This is a genomic window from Bacillus sp. Bvel1 (genome assembly GCF_014872755.1).
In the GTDB taxonomy this organism is placed as follows: Bacteria; Bacillota; Bacilli; order Bacillales; family Bacillaceae; genus Bacillus; species Bacillus velezensis.
Genome location: NZ_JAAOBZ010000007.1, coordinates 839,841 through 859,477 on the forward strand (window position 1 = coordinate 839,841; position 19,637 = coordinate 859,477).

At 46.1% G+C, this 19,637-nt stretch carries 17 protein-coding genes and 1 pseudogene; 2 read left to right on the forward strand and 16 right to left on the reverse strand.

What is annotated here, in order from left to right; translation table 11 throughout:
• Nucleotides 1–3 precede the first annotated feature (3 nt).
• From dnaB to HAP68_RS13450, 5 genes are all read right to left on the reverse strand, one after another.
• The gene (gene dnaB / locus HAP68_RS13430; protein WP_024085680.1) at nucleotides 4–1,413 is read right to left on the reverse strand and encodes a replicative helicase loading/DNA remodeling protein DnaB; all 1,410 of its coding nucleotides are present in this window, start codon (nucleotides 1,411–1,413) and stop codon (nucleotides 4–6) included.
• 111 nt (nucleotides 1,414–1,524) lie between these two features.
• Nucleotides 1,525–1,983, reverse strand: coding sequence for a transcriptional regulator NrdR (gene nrdR / locus HAP68_RS13435; RefSeq protein WP_003152473.1), 459 nt, complete (start codon nucleotides 1,981–1,983; stop codon nucleotides 1,525–1,527).
• Between the two features lie 248 nt (nucleotides 1,984–2,231).
• Nucleotides 2,232–2,612 (reverse strand): adenosylmethionine decarboxylase, encoded by a 381-nt coding sequence (gene speD, locus HAP68_RS13440; RefSeq protein ID WP_003152471.1) that lies wholly within the window; start codon nucleotides 2,610–2,612, stop codon nucleotides 2,232–2,234.
• 238 nt (nucleotides 2,613–2,850) lie between these two features.
• On the reverse strand, nucleotides 2,851–3,873 hold the full coding sequence (locus HAP68_RS13445; RefSeq protein ID WP_024085681.1) for a glyceraldehyde-3-phosphate dehydrogenase: 1,023 nt from the start codon (nucleotides 3,871–3,873) through the stop codon (nucleotides 2,851–2,853).
• A 207-nt stretch (nucleotides 3,874–4,080) separates the two neighbouring features.
• Nucleotides 4,081–4,467, reverse strand: coding sequence for a winged helix-turn-helix transcriptional regulator (locus tag HAP68_RS13450; RefSeq protein ID WP_003152469.1), 387 nt, complete (start codon nucleotides 4,465–4,467; stop codon nucleotides 4,081–4,083).
• A gap of 183 nt (nucleotides 4,468–4,650) precedes the next feature.
• Here HAP68_RS13450 and HAP68_RS13455 point away from each other — a divergent pair, with 183 nt between their 5' ends.
• Nucleotides 4,651–5,850, forward strand: a complete 1,200-nt coding sequence (locus tag HAP68_RS13455) for an MFS transporter (RefSeq protein WP_014305559.1) — start codon at nucleotides 4,651–4,653, stop codon at nucleotides 5,848–5,850.
• 58 nt (nucleotides 5,851–5,908) lie between these two features.
• Nucleotides 5,909–6,751 carry an aldo/keto reductase gene (locus HAP68_RS13460; RefSeq protein WP_003152464.1) on the forward strand — a complete coding sequence of 281 codons (843 nt, stop codon included), beginning with the start codon at nucleotides 5,909–5,911 and terminating at the stop codon, nucleotides 6,749–6,751.
• 38 nt (nucleotides 6,752–6,789) lie between these two features.
• Here the strand turns inward: HAP68_RS13460 and coaE are convergent, their stop codons facing one another.
• The 11 genes and pseudogenes from coaE to HAP68_RS19815 all read right to left on the reverse strand — a co-directional run.
• Nucleotides 6,790–7,383, reverse strand: coding sequence for a dephospho-CoA kinase (coaE, locus tag HAP68_RS13465; RefSeq protein WP_024085682.1), 594 nt, complete (start codon nucleotides 7,381–7,383; stop codon nucleotides 6,790–6,792).
• A gap of 15 nt (nucleotides 7,384–7,398) precedes the next feature.
• Complete coding sequence (gene ytaF, locus HAP68_RS13470) at nucleotides 7,399–8,031, reverse strand: sporulation membrane protein YtaF (protein WP_014305562.1); 633 nt, start codon at nucleotides 8,029–8,031, stop codon at nucleotides 7,399–7,401.
• Between the two features lie 134 nt (nucleotides 8,032–8,165).
• Nucleotides 8,166–8,996 carry a DNA-formamidopyrimidine glycosylase gene (gene mutM, locus HAP68_RS13475; protein ID WP_015387866.1) on the reverse strand — a complete coding sequence of 277 codons (831 nt, stop codon included), beginning with the start codon at nucleotides 8,994–8,996 and terminating at the stop codon, nucleotides 8,166–8,168.
• 24 nt (nucleotides 8,997–9,020) lie between these two features.
• A complete protein-coding gene (gene polA, locus HAP68_RS13480) occupies nucleotides 9,021–11,660 on the reverse strand; it encodes a DNA polymerase I (RefSeq protein WP_014305564.1) in 2,640 nt (879 codons plus the stop codon).
• A 246-nt stretch (nucleotides 11,661–11,906) separates the two neighbouring features.
• The gene (gene pnpS, locus HAP68_RS13485; protein WP_015387864.1) at nucleotides 11,907–13,646 is read right to left on the reverse strand and encodes a two-component system histidine kinase PnpS; all 1,740 of its coding nucleotides are present in this window, start codon (nucleotides 13,644–13,646) and stop codon (nucleotides 11,907–11,909) included.
• A complete protein-coding gene (locus tag HAP68_RS13490) occupies nucleotides 13,639–14,358 on the reverse strand; it encodes a response regulator transcription factor (protein ID WP_003152457.1) in 720 nt (239 codons plus the stop codon). The genes pnpS and HAP68_RS13490 overlap by 8 nt, the downstream gene beginning before the upstream one ends.
• 215 nt (nucleotides 14,359–14,573) lie before the next feature.
• Nucleotides 14,574–15,512 (reverse strand): malate dehydrogenase, encoded by a 939-nt coding sequence (gene mdh / locus HAP68_RS13495; protein ID WP_003152455.1) that lies wholly within the window; start codon nucleotides 15,510–15,512, stop codon nucleotides 14,574–14,576.
• A gap of 45 nt (nucleotides 15,513–15,557) precedes the next feature.
• Nucleotides 15,558–16,829 carry an NADP-dependent isocitrate dehydrogenase gene (icd, locus tag HAP68_RS13500; protein ID WP_003152454.1) on the reverse strand — a complete coding sequence of 424 codons (1,272 nt, stop codon included), beginning with the start codon at nucleotides 16,827–16,829 and terminating at the stop codon, nucleotides 15,558–15,560.
• Nucleotides 16,830–16,989: 160 nt separating this feature from the next.
• The gene (citZ, locus tag HAP68_RS13505) at nucleotides 16,990–18,108 is read right to left on the reverse strand and encodes a citrate synthase (protein ID WP_003152453.1); all 1,119 of its coding nucleotides are present in this window, start codon (nucleotides 18,106–18,108) and stop codon (nucleotides 16,990–16,992) included.
• A 734-nt stretch (nucleotides 18,109–18,842) separates the two neighbouring features.
• Nucleotides 18,843–19,253 carry a YjdF family protein gene (locus tag HAP68_RS13510; protein ID WP_015387862.1) on the reverse strand — a complete coding sequence of 137 codons (411 nt, stop codon included), beginning with the start codon at nucleotides 19,251–19,253 and terminating at the stop codon, nucleotides 18,843–18,845.
• Between the two features lie 162 nt (nucleotides 19,254–19,415).
• Nucleotides 19,416–19,552: pseudogene (locus tag HAP68_RS19815) on the reverse strand (peptidoglycan-binding domain-containing protein); the annotation flags it as partial.
• Between the last annotated feature and the right edge of the window lie 85 nt (nucleotides 19,553–19,637).

Here is a 19,637-nt window from a genome sequence, read left to right on the forward strand (position 1 = left end):
GTCTCAATAGGCAGAGTATTTTTTCAGTTTTTTCATTTCTTCCATCATTTTTTTCTTCTGTTCTTCAAGATCCTGTGCGGAAAGAGCCGTCTGTTCTTGTTTCTTCCCGGTTTCTTCTTCTTTCATCCAATCAGGGCGCTTTTCTTCCCGGACGGTTTTTTTGCCGCGCGCCGCGCCGTTTGTTTTGCCGTCCGCCCAATCAAGATATTGCCTGTGCTCTTCGATTGCGAGCTTCATTGCTTCCCGTACCGTTTTGACTTTCTTTCTGGCCCAGTGGGCGGCGATTTTTTGGATATAGTTTTTGGACAGCTTCATATCCGTTTTCAGCATGACATAATAAATCAGCACATTGGTGACGCCGGGCTCAAGCTTTTGTTCGAACATAATATCGGCGATAATCTGCAGGTCGGCTTTTGACGGCTCGGTCCCGTCCGCAATGTCCTGGAGAAGCTTTCTCGGTGATATGGTCTCAAGCTGTGCGATGAGTTCGCCGTTCAATGAATCGTCCTTTTCCGTCCGATTTTCTCTCAAGGTGACAGGCTGTGTTTTATCAATCAGTTCGGGAAGCTTGCCGCTTCTTTCAATTTGGTACCAGTCGCTGGCCGCTTTCCTCAGCGCTTCGGCCGTTATCGTATCCTGCTCATTAATTGCGGTCATGACGACGTGCTGCATGGAGATAGGATCTATTCCGTATAAATATGAAAGCTTTTTAATGCTCTCCCGCACATCCTGTGTGATTGATTTGCGCGGTATCATCGTTTCTGATAACCCCGCCAAAAACAGCTCAAAATCAAACACTTCCTCCGTCACACTATAGGAAGGCGCTTGTCCGACAGACGCCGTCTCATAGTCCTCGGGGAGCTTCATCGCCTCTTCCATATCAGGCGTCATTTTCCATTCACTCGGCTGAAAAGAGGCAAAAGCGTGATTAAACGGACGGGTAATTTCCCTTGCGCCCGCGCCGACGGAAGGGTGCGTGTAAAATTGTCTCAGCTGCTGGTATTTCGTTTTACCGACTCTGTTATAAAGAAAGACATTCAGCATGCCGTCTTCAAAAAAATCATTCGGCCTGAGCGGGGGCAGCAGCTCATAAATAAACATCCGCTCTTTTTGCTCGGACTCCCGGATATACACTTTCAGCAGTCCGATTCCTTCAAGCTTTCCCTGTTCATGATGAATCTTTTTTAAATTTGACTGCATCATGCCCATCAGCTGCCTGTGCGTGGATTCCGCTCCCCACAAGCGGTTCTGCTCAAGCTCCCCCCACAAGGTCATATAAAGGGAGAATGCAAAAGAACCGATCAGCGGCTGGTACAGATGTGTCAAAACCTGTCTGTCGACATCCTGAAGAAGCGAACGGCTTTTGACCGTATAAGGATCTACAGGCAATACGTCATTCCAATAGTCAGCCATGATTCTCAAACCTTCCGATATGTTTCTACTCTCATTTTACACCGTTTCTGCGATCTATCAAATGCCAATTTTGCTCATGAGAAAAGAGCCAGACACAATCTCTTAGCTCTCTCAGCGTTCTTTCTTTATTAAATCTTTCAATTCATCGATAAACACGTTTATATCCTTAAACTGCCGGTAGACGGAGGCAAAGCGGACATAAGACACCTCATCGATTTTCGCCAGGCGGTCCATTACCATTTCACCGACAAGTTCGCTTTTGACTTCAGATACGCCTTGGTTTCTCAGCTCTTTTTCAATGTCAAAGCACATGTCTTCCAATGTTTTCAAAGGAACGGGCCTTTTTTCACAAGCTTTAATTAACCCGCGCAGCATTTTTTCACGGCTGAATTCTTCCCGGACGCCTTCTTTTTTCACGACGATCAGAGGCATCTCTTCAAACTTCTCAAATGTAGTGAAGCGGTAATGGCAGGCTTCGCATTCCCGCCTTCTGCGGATTGATTTCCCTTCGTCCGCAGGCCGTGAATCAAGTACGCGGGAACCGTTATGCTGGCATGAAGGACATTTCAAATTGGATCAGCTCCCATCTGTTTCGTTGCTGTAATGCGGTTCGCAAGCTTCCGGTAAATGCCCGCCAACGTTTCTAGGATGAGCCTATTTGTTGGGAGAGCCGATAGACCGGCCTTATCTTTTCTATTTTACAAAAAAAATGCTTAAAGAAAAAGCAATGCTGTTTTTTTACATTAGAAAAGGAGCATCAGCTTCAAAGCGCGTAATGGCTTTTTCAGCTTAGCTCCCTTGTGTTTGCGTTTTGAAAATTACAGTACTTTCGCTTGTGCCTGTTTAATTTGTACAGGCCCCATTCCTCTCGGTATTTCAATGTTTTCTCTTGTATCTGCATGTAATGCGTCCGCAATGTAATCCGCAGCCACATTAGGATCCAGGTCTCCACAAGTATAAACATCAATGCTTGCATATCCGTGTTCAGGAAAACTGTGAATCGTTAAATGTGACTCAGAGATAATAACGACTCCGCTTACGCCTTGCGGTGCAAATTTGTGAAATGCGACCTCGCGCACTTCAGCTCCTGATTTCAAAGCAGCATTTACAAACGTTTTTTCAATAAAATCCATGTCATTGAGCTTATCAAAATCGCATCCCCACAGCTCGGAGATGACGTGACGCCCCATTGTTTCCATAATCATGGACCCCCCTTAACAAGAATTAAAAAAGTGAATTTCCGAGAACTGACCCGGCCATTTACCACGGGGGAAAGTTAGTCCGGAGAGGTCCTAACCCTTTAAGTAATTCCGAAGCAGTCACGAGCAAGAAGTTCACGAAAGATAGTATACTGTGTTTAAGTTTATTTTGCAAGGTGTGTTTTTTGCGAATATGCCGTTAAGGGTTTTTTTCTAACAAATGTCCATGAACTTTAGTCTACACAGCTGACGGGTGTTTCATTCGCGCGGCGACGTGACGGATAAGATCAACGACCCGGCAGGAATATCCCCATTCATTGTCATACCAGGCGAGCACCTTTACTTTTCGGTCTTCCATCACCATCGTTGTCAGTCCGTCGATGATCGCAGAGTGTGAATTCGTATTATAATCCGAAGAAACGAGCGGCTCATCCGAATAATCAAGAATTCCGTACATCGACGTTTTTGCGGCTCTTTGGAAAGCGGCGTTCACTTGCTCGGCCGACACATCTGTTTTCAGATCGCAGACAAGGTCCACTAATGACACATTCGGAACGGGAACACGCAAAGCGAGACCGTGAAGTTTTCCTTTCAAATGAGGCAGCACGAGCGACAGCGCTTTAGCGGCGCCTGTAGAAGTCGGAATGATGGATTCTCCGCACGCTCTCGCCCTCCGCAGATCTTTATGCGGATTGTCGATATTTTTTTGATCATTCGTGTAAGCGTGAACAGTCGTCATCAGCCCGCTTTCAATCCCGAATTCCTGATCAAGCACTTTGACGACCGGCGCAAGACAGTTTGTCGTGCAGGATGCATTTGATATGATGACATGTTCATCGGGATTGAACTGCTCTTCATTTACTCCCATGACAATGGTAACGTCTTCATTTTTGCCCGGAGCCGTTAAAATGACTTTTTTCGCCCCTGCTTCAATATGGCTCATCGCTTTTTCTTTTGAATTAAATTTCCCCGTTGCCTCTACGACGATGTCTATTCCGCATTCTTTCCACGGAAGCTCTCTCGGGTCCCGGCGATTGAACAGCATAATATGTTTTCCGTTGACGATCAGGCCGTCGTCGGCGGTCTCAACTTCTTGATCGTATTTGCCGTGAATTGTGTCATACTTTATCAAATGAGCAAGCGTTTCCGGGGGATAGCTTGCATTAATGGCTGTTATTTGAATTTGATCATCTTCCATTGCTTTTCTGAACACCATTCTTCCGATTCTTCCAAACCCGTTGATTGCTACTTTTACCTTCATGCTCAGGTCACCCCTTTTTAATATGCCACTCTAATTTACCTTTATTTATATATAGTATAACACATTAAAAGAAATCCGCCAGTACAACTTGATAAAAATCCACCCTTATACCGATCAATATGTTGTTCAATCGGTTTTTTTGCATATAAAATGATCTTTCTTCCATAAAAAAAGCAGGATCAGCGTCTCAGGCTGCCTGCTTTTTTCTTATATTTGTCCCGGTTCTTTAAATTTGTCATTCAAAATACTGTCCTCTAAAACGGAAGACACCTCGCCGTACCGTTTAGCAATATGCATCGCGCCCCAGTCACACAGCGCATTTAAAATTCTTTCCAGACTGTGCCCGTATTCACTCAGCTCGTATTCCACTTTCGGCGGCACCTGATTGTACACGATCCGGTTGATGACGCCGTCAGCTTCCAGCTCCCGCAATTGCTGTGTCAGCATCTTCTGGGTGATGTCCGGCATAAGCCGCTTCAATTCGCTTGTCCGTTTTTTCCCGCGCATGAGGTGGCAGAGGATCACACACTTCCATTTTCCGCCGATCACTTCAAGCGCCGCCTCTACGGATATATTGTATTTTTTCTTCAGCAACGGTAATTCCTCCTCATCTATAGGAACTAAAAAGTGCCTATGGCACTTAAAAGTACGTTCTTTTCAATGACACTTCTATCAATCATAATGACATTTGCCGGCTGAAAAGGAATGTACTCTTATACTTATATCGTTTACCCGGCATCATTTCAACCATACATTATCGTTCAAGGAGGAAAACAGATGTCTTCACATCGCCAAAGCTATTTACCAGCGCTGCTGGCATTAGCCGTCAGCGCTTTTGCGATCGGCACAACCGAATTTATCAGCGTCGGACTGCTGCCGCTTATATCTCAAGATCTGCATATACCTGTGACAACGGCGGGACTTACCGTTTCCATGTATGCTCTGGGCGTGACATTCGGCGCGCCGGTTTTAACGTCTCTCACATCCGGCATGTCGCGGAAAACGCTGCTGCTCTGGGTGATGTTGATTTTTATCGCCGGAAATACACTCGCAGCGAGCGCTTCCTCAATCGGCGTCTTACTGGCGGCACGGGTCATTTCGGCTTTTTCCCACGGCATTTTCATGTCAATCGGGGCAACGATCGCCGCCAATATCGTGCCGGAGCATAAAAGAGCAAGCGCGATTTCCATTATGTTCACGGGGCTGACGGTGGCTACGGTGACCGGCGTTCCGTTCGGCACCTATCTCGGCCAGCAATTCGGATGGAGAATCGCATTTGCCGTGATTGTGGCGGTAGGAATCATCGCATTCCTCACAAACGCGCTTCTCGTTCCGTCTCATTTGCGCAAAGGGACGAAAACCGCATTTTCCGAGCAGGTCAAACTCGTCACAAACGGCCGGTTATTGCTTTTATTTATTATTACAGCGTTAGGCTACGGCGGAACGTTTGTCGTGTTTACGTATTTATCTCCGCTTCTTCAGGAGGTAACGGGTTTTCAGAAAGAAACCGTCGCGGCCATCCTGCTCATTTACGGAATTGCGATTGCCATCGGAAACATGATTGGCGGCCGTTTATCAAACCGTAATCCGCTGAAAGCCTTGTTTTATATGTTCATTGTCCAGGCTGCTGTGCTGTTTGTCCTGACTTTTACCGCGCCGTTTAAAACAGCCGGGCTGATCACCATTATTTTCATGGGGCTGTTGGCGTTTATGAATGTGCCGGGGCTTCAGGTATATGTCGTGATGCTGAGTGAACGTTTTGCGCCAAGCGCCGTTGATACAGCATCAGCCTTAAATATCGCGGCATTTAATGCCGGAATCGCGATCGGCTCGTTTGCCGGCGGAATCATTACAGACTCAATCGGAATCATTCATACCGCTTGGATCGGGGCGCTGATGGTGCTCAGCGCGGTCGTATTAACCGGATGGAGCAGGAAGCTGGAAAAGCGGGATCGCACTGCCCTTGAAAGGAGGTGAGTTTTTCTTCAGCGCATTTTGATTTTTTCGACAGACAAATAATAGGAGGAATATATACATGACAACACATTTACAAGCAAAAGCAACATTGCATAACGGAGTAGAGATGCCTTGGTTCGGCATCGGAGTTTTCAAAGTAGAGGAAGGCGCGGAACTCGTCAACGCGGTGAAAACGGCATTGGTGCACGGCTATCGCAGCGTTGATACCGCCGCGATTTACGGAAATGAAGAAGGTGTCGGCGAAGGGATCCGCCAAGGGCTGCAAGAAGCGGGATTAAAACGTGAAGACATTTTTGTCACGTCAAAAGTATGGAATGCCGATTTAGGATATGAAGAAACGTTAAAAGCGTTTGACACAAGCTTAGAAAAACTCGGTTTAGATTATTTAGATTTATATTTGATCCATTGGCCTGTCGAAGGAAAGTACATCGATGCGTGGCGGGCGCTCGAAACCCTCTACCGGGATGGACGCATTAAGGCGATCGGGGTCAGCAATTTCCAAATTCACCACCTGAAACATCTCATGAAAGAAACGGAAATCAAGCCGATGATCAACCAGGTGGAGTACCACCCGCGCCTGACACAGAAAGAACTGCTTGCTTTCTGCACTGAACAAGGCATTCAGCTTGAAGCGTGGTCGCCATTGATGCAAGGGCAGCTGCTTGATCACCCCGTCTTACAGGAGATTGCTGAGAAATACGGCAAATCAGCCGCTCAAGTGATTTTGCGCTGGGATTTGCAAAACGGTGTCATCACCATTCCGAAATCAACTAAAAAACACCGTATTGAAGAAAATGCAAATGTCTTTGATTTCGAACTGTCAGCTGACGATATGAAGCGGATTGATGATCTGAACGAAAATCTCCGTGTCGGTCCGGACCCTGACAATTTTGATTTTTAACCAGAAAAACACCGTTCGGCTTTCCGAACGGTGTTTGTTTATGCCCAGCCGCTCAATACTTCCTCAAGCTGGTGCTTTGTATGTTCAAGACTGCCGCTGTTATCAATGACGGCGTCAGCTTTTTTTGTTTTGTCCGCTAAAGGCATTTGCGACGTTATCCGGCTCATCGCTTCTTCTTCTGTCAGGGAATTCCGCTCCATCAGCCGTTTGAGCTGAATGTCTGCCGGTACGGTGACGACGAGCACTTTGCCGACAAGATAATCAAGCCCGCTTTCATACAAAAGCGGTATATCCAAAACGACGAACTGCTCTTTTCTCGCAATGGCTTCATCCCGCTGTTTCAGCATTTCCGCACGCACTGCCGGATGAACGATCTGATTCAGCTTCAGACGCTTCTGTTCGTCAGTGAAAACGATAGAACCGAGTTTTTTTCTGTCAATATCGCCATTTTCCAGCAGGATGTCTTTTCCGAATGCTTCCACAATTTGTCCGTAAGCCGGCATTCCTTTTTCCACCGCCTGTTTCGCGATGACATCCGCATCAATGACTGTTATTTTTTTGTCGATCAGCATACGCGCTACCGTGCTTTTGCCGCTTGCGATGCCTCCCGTTAAACCGATGACCAAGCTCAAAAAGCCCACTCCTTCTTACATTTTCCAAATCCCGATGATAATCAGCAGGACTCCCGGCAAAAATGTCATTTTATCTATCCAATTCCACCTTGAAAGCAAATGCCCCGCGTTTATGCCGAGTGAAACAAACAGCGAGCTCATCACCCCGACAGTCACGCTCATCATAACCGGAGAAAAGCCGAGAATGGCCGCTCCCAGCCCGGCGCCAAACGCGTCAATGGATAAGGCGATACCGAGCAGAAGCGCCTCGACTCCGTTAATGGTTCCGGATTGATCAATATCAGCGCTGGTCGGTTTTTTCAAAATATGAATGACGATGCCGAGCGATTTCACTTCAAGATTAAGCAGCGTTTTTTCATGCAATAAGTAATCCGGCTCTTTAGCCGGTTTAAAAAATTGCCAGATGACCCATGCCCCTATTCCGATTAAGATCAGCCCGCCCAGTTTCTCCGTGACGGATACGGGAAAAATCTTTGTCAGAAAATGGCCGATCAGCATGGATATAAACATCACAGAGGCTGAACAGCAGGCGATCACGGCAATCGCTTTGAACGGGATTTTCATTTTTCTCAAACCGTACGTAAACCCGACTGAAAAACTGTCCAAGCTGACAGCAAAAGCCAAAAGCAGCAAAGAAACAATCTCCATATCCGTTTCTCCCTTTCTTGATCGGCAATTGTGACATATGCCTATTGGGTGAATCACAATATATATATGGAGAAAGGTCATCAACTGTGTTAGAAAAAAGTCATTCTGCTGCCGCCTGCTTGAACAGCTTCAGTTTATGATTTTTTTTGACAGCGGGCGCAAAAATGAGTGCCCCTTCCGCCGACCACGATTTTAGAAATCATCGTGCCGCACGTTTTGCACGGTTCATCCTTTTTGCCGTAGACGTAATGTTTGAGCTGAAACATTCCGATCTCCCCTTGAGAATTGATATAAGACCGGACGGTGCTCCCGCCCGCGTCAATCGCTTCCTGAAGGGTGTCTTTAATTTCTGTATGAAGCGTTTTTATCTGCCCGTCCGACAGACTGTTCGCTTTTGTCTCAGGATGAATACGCGCCCGGAATAAAGCTTCATCGACATAAATATTGCCGAGGCCGACGACCGCTTTTTGGTCGAGCAGGGCGGTTTTCACCGCGCGGTTCGTTTTTGCAAGCCGCTCTTTTAAATAAGCGGCGGTAAATGCTTCATCATCGGGTTCGGGCCCGAGCTGTGAAAGCGGTAATGCATTCCGTTCCTCTCCCGGCGCAAACAAATGCATCGTTCCGAATTTCCGGACATCCCGGTAGCGGAGCTGTGTTCCGTCCGTCATGTGAAACACGACGTGCACATGTTTATCGTCAGGCTCATCGGCCTGATGAAGACCGTATTTCCCCTCCATCCGCAGGTGGGACACCATGACATAATGATCCAAATGGAAAAGCAAAAACTTTCCCCTTCTTCCGATGGATCGGATCGTTTCTCCTGCAATCTGCCGCGCGAATTCCTCCGGCTCGGCGGGTTTTTTGATGATATTCGGCCATCTGATATCCGCCGATTCAATCGTTTTCCCCTTCACAAGACCGGTCAGAGTGCGCCGGACCGTTTCAACTTCTGGTAATTCCGGCACAATCATCACTTCCTTTTTTTCTGTTTATTTTGCATCGTACCAAGACGGCCCTGAAGCATAATCCGCCTTCAGCGGCACGTCTAATGCCAAAGCATGCTCCATCACTTCAGGAACCAGCTTCTCTAATATTTCAATTTCTTCCTTAGGCGCTTCAAAAATCAATTCATCGTGCACCTGAAGCAACAGTCGCGCCTTCAGGTTTTTTTCTTTCAGCTCAGCTGCCATGTCAATCATGGCTTTTTTAATAATATCGGCGGCGCTTCCCTGAATCGGCGTATTCATGGCCGTCCGTTCCGCAAAGCTCCGCAGGTTGAAGTTGCGGCTGGTCAGCTCAGGGATATAGCGGCGGCGCTGCATAAGTGTCGTCACATATCCTTTTTGTTTCGCTTCCTGCACCGATTCTTCCATATACGCCTTGACGCCCGGGAAGCTCTCCAAATAGCGGTCAATAAAAGCGCCCGCTTCTTTCCGGGTGATGCCGAGGTTTTGCGACAGCCCGTAATCACTGATGCCGTAAACGATCCCGAAATTGACGGCCTTTGCCTGGCGGCGCATCGCTTGTGTCACTTCATCTTCACTGACATGAAACACGTCCATGGCGGTTTTTGTGTGAATGTCCATGTCATTCGTAAACGCTTCGATCAGATTTTCATCTTTTGAAATATGCGCAAGCACCCTTAATTCTATTTGTGAATAATCGGCGGCGAAAATAAGCCAGTCCGGTTCGGACGGTACGAAAGCCTGACGGATTTTCCGCCCTTCCTCCAGCCGGATCGGAATATTTTGCAGGTTCGGATCCGTTGAGCTGAGGCGTCCGGTTTGAGTCAATGCCTGATTGAATCGTGTATGCACCTTATGAGAATCCTTGCGCGTGACTTTCAGCAGCCCTTCAATATAAGTCGATTGGAGTTTGCCGATTTGTCTGTATTGCAGAATGTATGCGACGATATCATGTTTGTCTGCGAGCTTCTCAAGCACATCAGCTGAAGTGGAATAGCCTGTTTTTGTTTTCTTTACTGGCGGCAGACCGAGTTTTTCAAACAGAATGACGCCGAGCTGTTTTGGTGAATTGATGTTAAACGGCTCACCGGCGATGTCATGGATTTTTTCTTCATATTCTTTCAGTTTTGCCTTGAGCTCTTCTCCCATTCGCTTCAGTCTTTCCACATCCACTTTGACGCCCATTGATTCCATTTCTCCGAGAATTAGCGCAAGCGGGAGTTCAAGATCTTCATAAAGCTCAAGCTGATTATTTTCTTCCAAAGCGTCAAGCAGTTTGTCACGGAGGCTGTTAACGGCAGACGCTTTCCGCGCGAGATGATCGGCAAGCTCTTTTTCAGCGGGAACGGCGCGTTTTGCGCCTTTTCCGTATACTGCTTCATCTTTTGAAACGATATTCAGCCCGTATTCTTTCGCTACGCTCGCGACATCGTCGTACGAATTGCCCGGGTTTATAATGTAGGCAGCAAGAAGCGCGTCAAATTCCGTTCCCTTCAGCTCAATTCCCTGCCAGCGCAAAGCGACGACGGAACGTTTGCTGTCGAACACCCACTTTTTCATCGATTCATCTTCAGCCCAAGATTTAAAAGCTTCAGACTGAATGGCGATTTCTTTCGGAATATAATAAAGACCTGTTTCATTCACGATGGAAAAGCCGAGGATCGGTTCTTCGTGATAGTTATCACCGATTTGTTCGACGACCAAAGCGGACGGCGAAACAAGCATATCTTCGGTGATTTCTTCTGCCGTTTCGACATTGATGTCTTCAAAATTTTCTTCCGCCGTTTCCCCGCTTTCTTCACCGAGCCGCTCAAGAAGCGTATTAAAACCGAGGTCTTTAAAAATGGCAACAACTTGTTCACGGTCAAACCCTTGGTAATCTAAATCTTCGGGCTTGACTTCAATCGGCGCATTTGTCATAATCGTCGCCAGCTCTTTGCTCATCAGGGCTTGTTCCTTATATTCTTCAAGCTTTTCTTTTAATTTTTTTCCGCTGACTTCATCAATGGAATCAAGCAGTTTCTCAACCGAATGGAACTGCTTTAAGAGCTTAATCGCGGTTTTTTCTCCGACGCCGGGGACGCCCGGTATGTTATCGGATGAATCTCCCATTAATCCCTTCATATCAATGATTTGCAAAGGAGTCAGACCGTACTTTTCCCGCACGTGCTCCGGCGTGTAATCTTCTACGTCGGTAATGCCTTTTCTCGTAATGGCAACGGTCGTTTTCCCGGTTGCAAGCTGGGTTAAGTCCTTGTCCCCCGAAACGACCTTCACTTCGAAGCCGTCTTTTTCAGCAGATACGGCAAGCGTGCCGATAATATCGTCCGCTTCATATTCAGGAAGCTCGTAGCGGCTGATGTTGTAGGCATCGAGGAGCTCACGGATGAACGGCATCTGTTCTGAAAGCTCCGGCGGCGTTTTTTGTCTTCCGCCTTTATATTCTTTAAACGTGCTGTGGCGGAAAGTGGTTTTTCCCGCATCAAAAGCCACCAGCATATGGGTCGGTTTTTCATCCTCCAGCATTTTCATTAAAATCATCGCAAACCCGTATACGGCATTTGTATGAATGCCTTTTTCATTGCTTAAAAGCGGCAATGCAAAAAACGCCCGGTACGCCAGACTGTTTCCGTCGACAAGCACTAATTTTTTTCGTTCCGTCATTCAATATCCTCCTAAGAGCAAAAGCTCGTCATTCCTCTGTTTTTTAATCTCACAGCTTCTCTTATTTTAACAAAGTTCAATTTGAAAGGAAAATGAGCGGACCCCGTGAAAACGCAAAAAAGGACGGGAACAAGAAAACGCGTTCCCGCCGTCAAAATTGGCTCCTTGGATGAAGGGGTTCTGTTATATCCTAACAAGATAGGTTTAACAGGTCATGAAGAAATTGTTAATCCTTTGTAAAGCTGATCACGCTGCCGGCGGCCGCTTCAGCGTCACAGTGAACACAGTTCCCTGTCCAGGCTCGCTTGTGACTTCGATTTTACCTTCATGGGCTTCTATTAAGTGCTTCACGATGGCGAGGCCGAGGCCGGTTCCTCCCGAGTTGCGGCTTCTGTCTTTATCCACGCGGTAGAATCTCTCAAATATCCGCGGGATCTCTTCTTTCTGAATGCCGATTCCCGTATCGGACACTTTGATATCGACAACGGTTTCTTTCACATGTACCGAAATCCCCACCGTCCCTTTTTCAGGCGTGTAGGTCAGGGCATTGTTCGCCAGATTCAAAAATACCTGCTTCAGCCTGTGCGCATCACCCGTCACAAAAATCGGCTCTTCCGGGAGATCGAGCTGAAAGCTGATGCCTTTTTCCTCAGCCTTATGCTGCAAAAGCGCCTCAATTTCATGCAGAATTTTTGCAGCATCAAAGGACTCTACGCGCATCGTAAAGTTTTGCTGCTCCATCTTGGATAAATCCAATAAATCCTGCACGAGAGATTGGAGCCGCTCACTTTCTTTCAGAATGATAGACAGAAAGTCTGAAAGCGCCTTTTCGTCTTTCATCGCTCCGTCTAACAGTGTTTCCGTAAATCCTTTAATCGAGGTGATCGGTGTTTTCAGTTCATGGGAGACATTGGCGACGAAGTCCTTTCTCATCTGCTCCAATTTTTTAATTTCCGTCATATCGTGAAAAACGAGGACGATGCCCTTCCATTCATCATCAGGGCCCATGATCGGAACGCCGTCAACTTCAAAGTAGCGCCGCTCAATGTTGATGGGAAGTCTGAGCAGCTGGCATTTTTTCGTCTCCGTCATAAAAATGTCTTCGACAAGCCGAATGATCTCCTCATGTTCAAACGCATCGTGGTAAAGGCGCCGAAGCAGACGTTCAGGCTTTGTATGAAACTGCTTCGTGTATGACCGGTTCACGAGATTGATAAAACCTCTCCCGTCTATTAAAATCAAACCGGATCCGATATTTTCAATGACGGTTAACAGACGATCGCGCTGCATATCCTGCGTTCTTGTCATTTCCATTAAATCGACCGCCAGGCTGTTCATCGCACGCCCGAGACGGTCCGACCGCCTTGCGTAACCGCTGTAGGAGCGGGCGTCGTAATTCCCTTTGGACAGCTCCGTCGCCACCTTTGTCGCGGCGTCGATTGATTTTTTGTAACGCGACGTCATGTTTGTATAAAAGAAAACGATAATGATAAAAGCGGTACAAAGACTTGCTGCCAGCATGCCCCACATTTCTCCGGTAACGCTTGAACCGCCGTTGATATCCGAGGAAACGAGTACATACCCCGCAATTTTCCCGGCGTCATTTTTTACGGCAGTGCCGCGGATGACTCTGCTTTTCGACTGTACGGCTTCCTCGCTTTTATTGTGAGAAATGAACTCCTTTACGGCTGAATCATCACCACGACTGCCGGAATGATATACGGCGTCACCCTTCTCGTTGAGCAAGGAGACGTTTATACCGAGGGTGCGGCCGGCGTCACGGATTACCGTTTCATTGCTTTTATTGCCGATTCGGCCGGTGTCAAGAAGGCCCGCTATGTATACCGATTCCTTTTTCAGCTGATCCGCCGTTCTTTCTTCAGCGGATGAAGAAATAAGCTGCTGTAAAAAAAGGCCGAGAACACTGAAAACCAATATGATACATACAACGAGTAAAGCGAACAGACGCACACGGACTTTATTCATTCATTTTTGGCTCCTCCAGTTTATACCCCAAACCTCTGATTGTTTTAATATAGATGGGTTTTTTGGTATTTGATTCGATTTTGTCGCGCAGATGGCTGATATGAACGTCAACAATCCGGGTATCCCCGGCAAAATCATAGTTCCAGACCGCGCTCAGCAGAAGATCTCTCGTCAGCACTCTTCCCTTGTGTTTTCCCAAATACAGAAGCAGTTCAAATTCTTTAGGCGTCAATTCCAGCTGTTCTGACTTGAAGTACGCTTCGTAATGCTCCGGAAGAATTTTCAGCTCGCCGATGAGGATCTGTCCGTCCTTTTCCTCTTCTCTGCCTTGTGACAGCGAAGAAATGTCAGCCCTTCTTAAAATGGCTTTCACCCGCGCAGTGACTTCCCGCGGACTGAACGGCTTTGTCATGTAATCATCCGCTCCGAGCTCCAGTCCCAGCACCTTATCAAATTCCTCATCTTTTGCTGTCAGCATCAAGATCGGAACCATCATTTTCTGCTGTCTGAGCTGTTTACAGACGTCGATTCCGTCCACTTTCGGCAGCATGACATCCAGTACGATTAAATCCGGATTTTCATTCTCTGCCAGCTCCAGAGCCTCTTCGCCGTCTGATGCGGTTATGACATCATAGCCGGACCGTTCCAGATTATACTGTAAAAGAGTAACGATAGATTGTTCATCATCTACAACTAAAATTTTTTTGTTCATGCTGCGCCCTCCGCTGTCTATTTTCCCCGACATCCAATTTTCTCTATTTTATGTGCTGCATATCACTTTATGATTTCATTTTATCCAATACTGCCCGTTCAGACAATTCGCCTTTTTGATCATTTTCAGAGAAAGGATCGCTCAGGGAAAAAGAAAACGCTTTCATTAATTGTAAAAAGAGGAAGGCTTCTGATTCGGAAGCCTTCCCTTTTTTCTTATGACAATACTTTCATCACGTTTTTGACAGATTCAACTGATTTACTCAGCTGCGCTTTTTCATAGTCTGTCAGTTCAAGCTCGATGATTTGCTCCAGGCCGTTTCCTCCGATAATCGTCGGTACGCCTAAGTAAATGCCTTCATGACCGTATTCGCCTTCTAAGTAAGCGATGGTCGGAAGCACGCGGCGCTGATCTTTCAAAATGGCTTCTACCATTTCAGTCAGTGATGCAGCAGGCGCGTAGTAGGCGCTTCCGTTTCCGAGAAGGTTGACGATTTCCCCGCCGCCTTTTCTTGTGCGTTCTACAATCGCATCAAGACGGTCTTTCGGGATAAGCGTTTCAAGCGGAATGCCGCCCGCATAGGAATAACGGACGAGAGGAACCATGTCGTCACCGTGTCCGCCAAGAACAAAACCGGTCACATCTTTTACAGACAGGTTTAATTCTTCAGCGACGAATGTTCTGAATCGCGCAGTGTCAAGCACTCCGGATTGTCCGATGACGCGTTCTTTCGGGAAGCCTGATTCTTTGTACACCGCATATGTCATCGCATCAACAGGGTTTGTCAATACAACGATAATGCAGTCAGGAGAATATTTCACGATCTCACGTGTGACGCTTCTCATGATTTTTTCGTTTGTAGATACGAGATCATCACGGCTCATGCCTGGTTTTCTCGCAATTCCGGCTGTGATGACGACGATATCAGAACCGGCTGTGTCCTCGTAGTTGGACGTGCCTGTGATTTTCGCGTCAAATCCTTGAACCGGACTTGCTTCGAGCATGTCTAGCGCTTTTCCTTTTGTCGGGTTTTCTAATTGCGGAATATCAACGAGCACAACGTCCGCAAGCTCTTTTTGAGCTGTAAGAAAGGCTGTTGTCGCTCCCGTAAATCCTGCTCCGATAACAGAAACTTTACTGCGTGTTTTTCCCATGATTCTCTTCTCCTTTTTTGGCTTCATTAGAAGTCTGCTTTAGGTTCAGTCCATGTTTTTGATGAGCTCTTCACCGAACTCTGAACATTTCACTTCAGTTGCACCGTCCATTAATCTAGCAAAATCGTACGTTACTACTTTTGAAGCAATCGTTTTTTCCATAGATTTAATGATCAAGTCAGCAGCCTCATTCCAGTTCAGGTGTTCAAGAAGAAGCACTCCTGAAAGAATGACGGATGACGGGTTGACCTTGTCAAGGCCGGCATATTTAGGAGCCGTTCCGTGAGTCGCTTCGAAAATCGCATGCCCTGTTTCATAGTTGATGTTCGCTCCCGGCGCGATTCCGATTCCGCCTACCTGAGCGGCAAGCGCATCAGAGATATAGTCTCCGTTTAAGTTCATTGTCGCCACGACGTCGAATTCGCTCGGACGGGTCAAGATCTGCTGAAGGAAAATATCAGCGATGCTGTCTTTGACGATGATTTTTCCTGCCGCTTCCGCTTCGCTCTGCGCTTTATCAGCCGCTTCTTTTCCGTCTTTTTCGACAATGCGGTCATATTCAGCCCAAGTGAATACTTTATCTCCGTATTCTCTTTCGGCAAGCTCGTAGCCCCAGTTTTTAAATGCCCCTTCAGTGAACTTCATGATGTTTCCTTTGTGGACAAGCGTGACAGACTTACGGCCGTTTTCGATCGCATACTCAATGGCAGCTCTGACTAAGCGGCTTGTGCCTTCTTCAGAAACAGGCTTGATCCCGATTCCTGACGTTTCAGGGAAACGGATTTTGTTAACACCCATTTCATTTTGCAGGAAGCTGATCAGCTTTTCAACTTCTTCAGAACCTTTCGCATACTCAATTCCGGCGTAAATATCTTCCGTATTCTCGCGGAAAATGACCATATCCGTATCTTCAGGACGTTTGACCGGAGAAGGCACTCCCGTGAAATATCTGACAGGGCGCAGGCACGTAAACAAATCAAGCTCCTGTCTCAGCGCCACGTTCAGAGAACGGATACCGCCGCCGACCGGCGTCGTCAGAGGACCTTTGATGGCGATGAAGTACTCTCTGATGTCTTCCAGTGTTTCGGCAGGAAGCCACTCACCTGTTTTATTATAAGCCTTTTCACCGGCATAAACTTCTTTCCACGTGATTTTTTTCTCGCCTTTATATGCTTTTTCAACAGCGGCTTCCAATACTTTAGAAGCGGCATTCCAAATATCAGGGCCTGTGCCGTCGCCTTCAATAAACGGGATAATCGGATTATTTGGTACGTTTAATACTCCATTAGAGACTGTAATTTTTTCACCTTGTGACACAATATTACCTCCCAGTATGTAATTCATATTTAGAAAACATTTTATTTTTCTTGTATAAAAAATAAAATGACTTTTCTCAAGATTCTATCAAAATTGTAAACCAATCCGGGCTTGATTAACAAGAGGCTAACGACATGAAAATCACCAGCCTCCCGTTTGATCAGGCTCTTTCATCAATCGGAACAAAAGTCTGCTTATCCGGACCCGTGTAATCAGCGCGCGGGCGGATGAGGCGGTTGTTATCGTATTGTTCAAGAATATGGGCGATCCATCCTGACATTCTGCTGACCGCAAAGATCGGCGTGAACAGATCGTGATCAATGCCGAGACTGTGGTAGACAGATGCGGAATAGAAATCAACGTTAGGCGGAAGTTTTTTCTCCGACGTCACGATTTCTTCGACACGGATTGACATCTCGTACCATTTGCTTTCACCCGTCAGATTCGTCAGGCGTTTGCTCATTTCTTTTAAGTGTTTGGCGCGCGGGTCTCCATGCTTATACACACGGTGTCCGAAGCCCATTACTTTTTCCTTTTTCTCCATTTTGCTGCGGATATAAGGCTCGGCGTTTTCCACTTCGCCGATTTCTGTCAGCATTTTCATGACGGCTTCATTGGCTCCGCCGTGAAGCGGTCCTTTTAAAGCGCCGATTGCGGCAGTGATGCCTGAGTAAATATCAGATAAGGTGGCGACACATACTCTCGCCGTAAATGTTGATGCATTCAGCTCATGATCCGCATGAAGAATGAGCGCTTTGTTAAACGCTTCCACTTCGATCGGAGAAGGCTCTTCACCGTTTAAGGTGTAAAGGAAGTTCTCCGCGATTCCGTACTCTTCCTTCGGTTCAACAGGATCAAGTCCTTTGCGGATTCTTGAGAAAGCGGCGACAATGCCCGGCACTTTCGCCTGCAGACGGATGGCTTTTCTGTAGTTCGCTTCCGGATTCATGACATCGGCTTCACTGTCAGTCAGACCGAGTAATGAAATCGCCGTCCGGAGCGCAGCCATTGGATGTACGTTATTGAGGGGATAGGATTTGAAGTGCTCAATGATTTCTTGTGGAACGGCAGCTTCTTTCGCAAGCTGTTTTTTCAGTTCAGCAAGTTCCGTTTTATTCGGCAGGCGCAGATGCCACAGCAAATAAATGATTTCTTCAAAACTTGCATTCTCTGTCAAGTCGTCAATATCGTACCCTACATATGTAAGGGTATCGTCGATAATAGAGCTTACAGATGATGTTGTTGCTACAACCCCTTCAAGACCGCGTGTTGCTGTCATATTCAACCTCTCCTTTTCAATCAAAATTCCCCTTTAAAGAGTATATAAAACATACGGCTTACTTAAAATGAGTCATGCAAACAATCCCTTTCCCCTTTAAGAAAATGCTTACATTTCACTGGTTGCGGTTACATAACCGGTATGCTTATAGAGGAACATAACAAATTCTTATAAGCTTATTTAAGTTTAAGCCTATTCTTATTATAAACAATAATCTGATTAATTTGTAGACTTTTAACTAAAAATGTTTTAAAAGCCCTATATATCAAGGCTTGGCGTTGATAAATTTAATCGCTTGCTTTCAGATGCTTTGTAAAACCATGTATTCTCATGTTTTCATTTGGGGGGAGCTTTGGGGAAACTTTAAAAGGACAGGCGCAACAACTTCACCGCAAATCCCTCCTTCTTTACCGGAGAAGGAGGGATTTTGTTTACTCGACTGAATCAATGTTCGGATCAGCTTCGGAAATCCATGTCTTGGTTTTAGTTGGCTCCCCGTACATGGAATGGAATCGTTTGACTGCATTTGCGCTGTTGTCGGCCCGTAAATATCCTCATCAAACCGTTCATCAATTGAAACTGACTCATTTACTGATGTAGGTGAAGTTAAATAAATGCAGAAAAACCCTCCTCATCTCGAGAAGGGCTCGATTTCTGCTTCTTTTTTCTAAATCAGTCCGAAGAAAAAACTGATGCCGCTCAACTTTTTAATCGAAGGGCTTCGGGTTCTCCAACTATTTGCCCCTATGCTTTTCTTTTGCTTTTTGTTTTCTGATTAAATATTTTTGTTCCTTTATTTTTTCTCTTTGTTTTCTGTTCAGTTGTTTTTTCTTTTCTTTTCTTGCTTCAAGCTCCTGTTTTATCGCTTTTTGCGCCTTAGTTGATATCCCGATATTTTTCATCTCTTTAGAAGCTTGCCGTTGTAATCTTTTTGGGTTTAACTTCTTAGATTTTGCTTTAACACAAACCCCTGTTTGTTCAGTGCGGGAGAGAGTCTGTAAAAGTTGATTATGAACAAAATGCATGATTTCTGAATCCTTGGGCTCTTTTCCAAACAAATGACGAACTGCTCTTAATTTCCCATCATTCACAACTTCAATGACTCCTACCCAAAACTGACCATCGTAGTAAACCGTTAATTTCATAACGATTCCCTCCTCCTAAATTTACTGAAGAATGATGGACATCCCGAGGAGGGGAAGGTTACTGACATTTTAAATAATGCATCCGGACTACCAACCGAATTGTGTTTTTTCATTCTCATTATAAATTTAACAAACTTTCAAATTGAAGGAAAGGGTCTCCGCTTATTTTAACAACACTTCAAGTTTTAATTTGGTTCAAGTGCATAAATTCCATCAGCTTTTAATCCATTCATCAATTGGAACCGCCTTACTGCATCCGCTGTCATCGCACAATATGCGCCGGCGATTCCGAAGTTCTTTGTTACATGGTAAGCCACTTCATTCCTCGGAATAATGCAAATGGCATTTGTCTGAACTACAAAATGCCCTGCAAACTCTTATTTT